Annotated in this window: 1 protein-coding gene; it reads left to right on the forward strand. The window is 62.8% G+C overall.

Translation table 11 applies throughout. From position 1 onward, the window contains the following. Nucleotides 1–651: 651 nt before the first annotated feature. The coding region (locus tag AC1RAA_RS30940; protein ID WP_492740691.1) for a beta strand repeat-containing protein at nt 652–6,535 on the forward strand (5,884 nt) is incomplete at its 3' end.

Consider the following 6,535-nt stretch of genomic DNA (forward strand, 5'->3'; position numbering starts at 1 on the left):
AGCACCACGAACAGCAACGTCAGCAGCCTGTCGACGTCCACGTCGTCGGGCTTGAGCACGGCCACGAGCAGCATTGACAGCCTTTCGACTTCGACGTCGTCGGGGCTGAGCACCGCAACCAGCGGTATCTCCAGCCTGTCCACGGGCCTGAGCACGACGAACAGCAACGTGAGCAGCCTGTCGACCTCGACGTCGTCTGGTTTGAGCACGGCTACGAGCAGCATCGATAGCCTTTCGACGTCGACGTCGTCGGGTTTGAGCACGGCGACCAGTGGGATCTCCAGCCTGTCGACCGGTCTGAGCACCACGAACAGCAACGTCAGCAGCCTGTCGACGTCCACGTCGTCGGGCTTGAGCACGGCCACGAGCAGCATTGATAGCCTTTCGACGTCGACGTCGTCGGGTCTGAGCACCGCCACCAGCGGGATCTCCAGCCTGTCTACCGGCCTGAGTACCACGAACAGCAATGTCAGCAGCTTGTCGACCTCGACGTCGTCGGGGCTCAGCACGGCGACCAGTGGCATCTCCAGCCTGTCCACGGGGCTGAGCACTACGAACAGCAACGTCAGCAGCTTGTCGACCTCGACCTCGTCCGGTCTGAGCACGGCCACGAGCAGCATCGACAGTCTTTCGACGTCGACGTCGTCCGGTTTGAGCACCGCTACCAGCGGTATCTCCAGCCTGTCCACGGGCCTGAGCACGACCAACAGCAACGTCAGCAGCCTCTCGACCTCGACGTCGTCCGGCTTGAGCACTGCGACGAGCAGCATCGACAGCCTTTCGACTTCGACGTCGTCTGGTTTGAGCACTGCCACCAGCGGTATCTCCAGCCTGTCCACGGGTCTGAGCACGACGAACAGCAACGTGAGCAGCCTGTCGACCTCGACGTCCTCTGGTTTGAGCACCGCGACCAGTGGCATCTCCAGCCTGTCTACCGGCCTCAGCTCCACGAACAGCAACCTGGACAGCCTTTCGACCTCCACGTCGAGCGGTCTGAGCACTGCAACCAGTGGAATTTCGAGCCTGTCGACTTCGACGTCGTCGAGCCTGAGCACGACCAACAGCCGTATCGATAGCCTTTCGACATCCACGTCGAGCGGCCTGAGCACGGCGACGAGCAGCATCGACAGCCTCTCGACGTCTACGTCCTCGGGTCTGAGCACTGCGACCAGCGGCATCTCTAGCCTGTCCACTGGCTTGAGCACGACCAACAGCAACGTCAGCAGCCTGTCGACCTCCACGTCGAGCGGCCTGAGCACGGCGACGAGCAACATCGACAGCCTATCGACGTCCACGTCGTCTGGTTTGAGCACTGCCACCAGCGGTATCTCCAGCCTGTCGACTGGCTTGAGCACGACAAACAGCAATGTGAGCAGCCTGTCGACCTCGACGTCGTCCGGCTTGAGCACGGCGACGAGCAACATCGACAGCCTTTCGACGTCTACGTCCTCTGGTTTGAGCACTGCGACCAGTGGTATCTCCAGCCTGTCGACCGGCCTGAGCACGACGAACAGCAACGTCAGCAGCCTCTCGACCTCGACCTCGTCGGGTCTGAGCACCGCCACCAGCGGCATCTCCAGCCTGTCCACTGGGTTGAGCACGACGAACAGCAACGTCGGCAGCCTCTCGACCTCCACGTCGTCGGGTTTGAGCACGGCGAACAGCAGCATTAGCAGCTTGTCGACGTCTACATCGTCCGGCCTGAGCACGGCCACGAGCAGCATCGACAGCCTGTCGACGGGCTTGAGCACGGCGACCAGTGGCTTCTCGAGCCTGTCCACCGGCCTGAGCACCACCAACAGCAACCTGGACAGCTTGTCGACGTCCACGTCGAGCGGCTTGAGCACGGCCACCAGCGGTATCTCCAGCCTGTCCACGGGTCTGAGCACCACGAACAGCAACGTCGGCAGCTTGTCGACCTCGACTTCGTCTGGCTTGAGCACGACGAACAGCCGTATCGACAGCCTGTCTACCGGCCTGAGCACGACGAACAGCAACGTGAGCAGCCTGTCGACCTCGACCTCGTCTGGCTTGAGCACGGCGACGAGCAGCATCGACAGTCTGTCGACTTCGACCTCGTCGGGTCTGAGCACTGCCACCAGCGGCATCTCCAGCCTGTCCACTGGCTTGAGCACGACCAACAGCAACGTCAGCAGCTTGTCGACCTCGACGTCGTCGGGGCTGAGCACGGCGACCAGTGGCATCTCCAGCCTGTCGACCTCGACGTCGTCTGGCCTGAGCACCGCGACGAGCAGCATCGACAGCCTCTCCACGTCCACATCGTCGGGTCTGAGCACGGCCACCAGCGGTATCTCGAGCCTGTCCACGGGGCTGAGCACGACGAACAGCAACGTCAGCAGCTTGTCGACCTCGACCTCGTCCGGTCTGAGCACGGCCACGAGCAGCATCGACAGTCTTTCGACTTCGACGTCGTCTGGTTTGAGCACTGCCACCAGTGGCATCAACAGCCTGTCGACCGGTCTGAGCACGACCAACAGCAATGTGAGCAGCCTGTCGACGTCCACGTCGTCAGGGCTGAGCACGGCGACCAGCGGCATCGCCAGCCTGTCCACCGGCCTGAGCACCACCAATAGCAACCTGGACAGCTTGTCGACATCCACCTCGAGCGGCTTGAGCACGGCAACCAGTGGCATTTCGAGCCTGTCGACCTCGACGTCGTCTGGTTTGAGTACTGCGACCAGCGGTATCTCCAGCTTGTCCACTGGCCTCAGCTCCACGAACAGCAACCTGGACAGCCTGTCGACGTCCACGTCGAGTGGCTTGAGCACGGCCACCAGCGGTATCTCGAGCCTGTCTACGGGCCTGAGCACCACGAACAGCAATGTGAGCAGCCTGTCGACCTCCACGTCGTCCGGCTTGAGCACTGCGACGAGCAGCATCGACAGCCTGTCGACTGGCCTGAGCACGACCAACAGCAACGTCAGCAGCCTGTCGACCTCGACGTCGTCCGGCCTGAGCACGGCGACCAGCGGCATCTCGAGCCTGTCCACTGGCTTGAGCACGACGAACAGCAACGTGAGCAGCTTGTCGACTTCGACGTCGAGCGGCCTGAGCACGGCCACGAGCAGCATCTCGAGCCTGTCCACTGGCCTGAGCACCACGAACAGCAATGTCAGCAGTCTTTCGACCTCGACGTCGAGTGGCCTGAGCACGGCCATGAGCGGCATTGAGAGCCTCTCGACTGGCCTGAGCACGACCAACAGCAACGTGAGCAGCCTGTCGACGTCCACGTCGAGCGGGCTGAGCACGGCCGCGAGTGGCATCGATAGCCTGTCGACGGGGCTCAGCACGGCGACCAGTGGCATTTCCAGCCTGTCCACTGGCCTGAGCACGACGAACAGCAATGTCGGCAGCTTGTCGACCTCGACGTCCTCGGGTTTGAGCACGGCTACGAGCCGCATCGATAGTTTGTCGACCGGTTTGAGCATCGCAACCAGCGGTATCTCCAGCCTGTCCACCGGCCTGAGCACCACGAACAGCAACGTCAGCAGCCTCTCGACGTCTACGTCGTCCGGCCTCAGCACCGCCACGAGCGGCATCTCCAGCCTGTCCACGGGCCTGAGCACGACGAACAGCAACGTGGGCAGCCTGTCAACTTCGACATCGTCGGGTCTGAGCACGGCCAACAGCCGCATTGACAGCCTGTCGACGTCCACGTCGAGCGGCCTGAGCACCACGAACAGCAACCTGGACAGCCTTTCGACCTCGACGTCGAGTGGCTTGAGCACGGCGACCAGCGGCATCTCGAGCCTGTCGACGGGTCTCAGCACGACGAACAGCAATGTGAGCAGCCTGTCGACATCCACTTCGTCCGGCCTCAGTACCGCCACGAGTGGCATCTCCAGCCTGTCTACGGGCCTGAGCTCGACGAACAGCAATGTCAGCAGTCTTTCGACCTCGACGTCGTCTGGCCTGAGCACTGCGACGAGCAGCATCGACAGCCTGTCGACCGGGTTGAGCACGACCAACAGCAGTGTCAGTAGCCTCTCGACCTCGACGTCGTCGGGTTTGAGCACCGCCACCAGCGGCATCTCCAGCCTGTCCACCGGCCTGAGCACGACGAACAGCAACGTGAGCAGCTTGTCGACCTCCACGTCGTCTGGCCTGAGCACTGCGACGAGCAGCATCGACAGCCTGTCCACCGGCCTGAGCACGACGAACAGCAACGTGAGCAGCTTGTCGACCTCCACGTCGTCTGGCTTGAGCACTGCGACAAGCAGCATCGACAGCCTGTCCACTGGCCTGAGCACGACCAACAGCAACGTCAGCAGCCTGTCGACCTCGACGTCGTCCGGCCTGAGCACTGCGACGAGCAGCATCGACAGCCTGTCGACCGGCTTGAGCACGACGAACAGCAACGTGAGCAGCTTGTCGACTTCGACGTCGAGCGGCCTGAGCACTGCGACCAGTGGCATCTCGAGCCTGTCCACGGGCTTGAGCACGACGAACAGCAACGTCAGCAGCCTGTCGACGTCCACGTCGAGTGGCCTGAGCACGGCTACGAGCGGCATCTCGAGCCTGTCGACGGGCCTGAGCACTACGAACAGCAACGTCAGCAGCCTCTCGACGTCTACGTCGTCTGGCCTGAGCACGGCGACCAGTGGTATCTCGAGCCTGTCGACCGGCTTGAGCACCACGAACAGCAACGTGAGCAGCTTGTCGACCTCCACGTCGTCCGGCTTGAGCACTGCGACGAGCAGCATCGACAGTCTGTCGACCGGGCTGAGCACGACCAACAGCAACGTCAGCAGTCTCTCGACCTCGACGTCGTCGGGTTTGAGTACGGCAACCAGCGGCATCTCGAGCCTGTCGACGGGCCTGAGCACTACGAACAGCAACGTGAGCAGCTTGTCGACCTCGACGTCGTCTGGCCTGAGCACTGCCACCAGCGGCATCTCCAGCCTGTCCACGGGCTTGAGCACGACGAACAGCAACGTGAGCAGCCTGTCGACCTCGACGTCGTCTGGCTTGAGCACTGCGACCAGCGGCATCTCGAGCCTGTCGACCGGGCTGAGCACGACCAACAGCAACGTCAGCAGCTTGTCGACCTCGACGTCGTCTGGTCTGAGCACGGCGACCAGCGGTATCTCGAGCCTGTCCACCGGCCTGAGCACGACGAACAGCAACGTAAGCAGCCTGTCGACCTCGACTTCGAGCGGCCTGAGCACTGCCACCAGTGGCATCTCCAGCCTGTCCACCGGCTTGAGCACGACGAACAGCAACGTCAGCAGCCTGTCGACTTCCACGTCATCCGGCCTCAGCACCGCTACCAGCGGCATCGACAGCTTGTCGACGGGTCTGAGTACCGCAACCAGCGGTATCTCCAGCCTCTCCACGGGATTGAGCTCGGCAACCAGCGGCATCTCCAGCCTGTCCACCGGCTTGAGCACGACGAATAGCAACGTCAGCAGCCTGTCGACTTCAACGTCGTCGGGACTGAGCACGGCCACGAGCGGCATCGACAGCCTCTCGACCGGCTTGAGCTCGGCGACCAGTGGCATCTCCAGCCTGTCCACGGGACTGAGCACCACGAACAGCAACCTGGACAGCCTCTCGACTTCGACGTCGTCGGGCTTGAGCACGGCGACCAGCGGTATCTCGAGCCTGTCGACGGGTCTCAGCACAGTGACCAGTGGCATCTCCAGCCTGTCGACCGGCCTGAGCACCACGAACAGCAACATCAGCAGCCTCTCGACATCGACGTCGTCCGGCCTCAGCACTGCTACCAGCGGTATCTCCAGCCTGTCCACGGGCCTGAGCACGACGAACAGCAACGTCAGCAGCCTGTCGACGTCGACGTCGTCCGGTCTCAGTACCGCCACCAGCGGTATCTCCAGCTTGTCGACGGGCCTGAGCACCACGAACAGCAACGTCGGTAGCTTGTCGACTTCGACGTCGAGCGGCATCTCCAGCCTGTCGACCGGCCTGAGCACCGCCACCAGCGGCATCTCCAGCCTCTCCACAGGCCTGAGTACCACCAACAGCAACGTCAGCAGCCTCTCGACTTCCACGTCGTCTGGTCTGAGCACCGCGACGAGCGGAATCGACAGCCTCTCGACTGGTCTGAGCACGGCGACCAGTGGCATCTCGAGTCTGTCCACCGGCTTGAGCACGACGAACAGCAATGTCAGCAGTCTGTCGACGTCGACGTCGTCCGGTCTCAGCACCGCTACCAGCGGCATCTCCAGCCTCTCCACAGGCCTGAGCACCACCAACAGCAACGTCGGTAGCTTGTCGACTTCGACGTCGAGCGGCATCTCCAGTCTGTCGACCGGCCTGAGCACGGCGACCAGTGGCATCTCCAGCCTGTCCACCGGACTGAGCACGACGAACAGCAACGTCAGCAGCCTCTCGACGTCTACGTCGTCTGGCCTGAGCACCGCCACCAGCGGCATCGATAGCCTCTCGACCGGCTTGAGCACAGCGACCAGTGGCATCTCGAGCCTGTCCACTGGCCTGAGCACCACGAACAGCAACGTCAGCAGCCTGTCGACCTCGACGTCGAGCGGCCTGA

It is taken from the genome of Variovorax sp. GW823-FHT04F07, assembly GCF_058795995.1.